This is a genomic window from Clostridium sp. ATCC 25772 (genome assembly GCF_001573875.1).
Classification (GTDB): Bacteria; Bacillota; Clostridia; order Clostridiales; family Clostridiaceae; genus Clostridium_J; species Clostridium_J senegalense.
The window spans coordinates 1-583 of the sequence record NZ_LFRG01000183.1 but is presented as its reverse complement, the minus strand read 5'-3'; the positions used below and the strand labels follow the sequence as shown (position 1 = coordinate 583).

The following is a 583-nucleotide window of genomic DNA, read 5'->3' as shown; positions in this document are numbered from 1 at the left end:
TAATTTTTTTAGGAGGTATAGTATGGACGAAAGAATTTTAAATGAAAAGAAAAAATACGATAAAATGTACACAGACTTAGTATTTGCAGCAAATGATTTAAAGCAAATGTTAAGCGATGAAGAATTAAGAAAAAGAATTTTTATAAGAAAGTTAGATGATTTATCAGGGTATATAGCTTTTTTAAATGACTTGGAAAAAGAAGAAAAAAATGAAGATAAAAATATATTCTCTAAGTTGTTTAAAAAGAAAAATGATATAGAAGATGAAATACAATCTTATTTAACTAGAGATAAAAGAGAGTCTATAAATAAGTTAGACAAATGTAAAATGTATAAATTGTGTAAGTGAGTGCAATTTTAATAGATGTATAAATTGTAGAGAATTAGAGTACACGTATGATTGCGACAAGGAAAAATTTGTATTTACAAAATCTACAGATATAGTAACTTTATATAATGGGGATGAAGAATTCAAGTTTGATGTTAAGGGTTACTTAATAGAAATACAAGATGAATCTTTGAGAAGATATGTATATCTGGTAGATAGTAAAGATAAAGACAATCAACAGCTATTAGAGTATTT

1 protein-coding gene is annotated in these 583 nt (G+C 24.7%); it reads left to right on the top strand.

Annotation, left to right across the window (positions count from 1 at the left end; genetic code table 11):
- Nucleotides 1–22: 22 nt before the first annotated feature.
- Nucleotides 23–349, top strand: a complete 327-nt coding sequence (locus AZI32_RS17485; RefSeq protein ID WP_061997180.1) for a hypothetical protein — start codon at nt 23–25, stop codon at nt 347–349.
- The last annotated feature ends 234 nt before the right edge of the window (nt 350–583 follow it).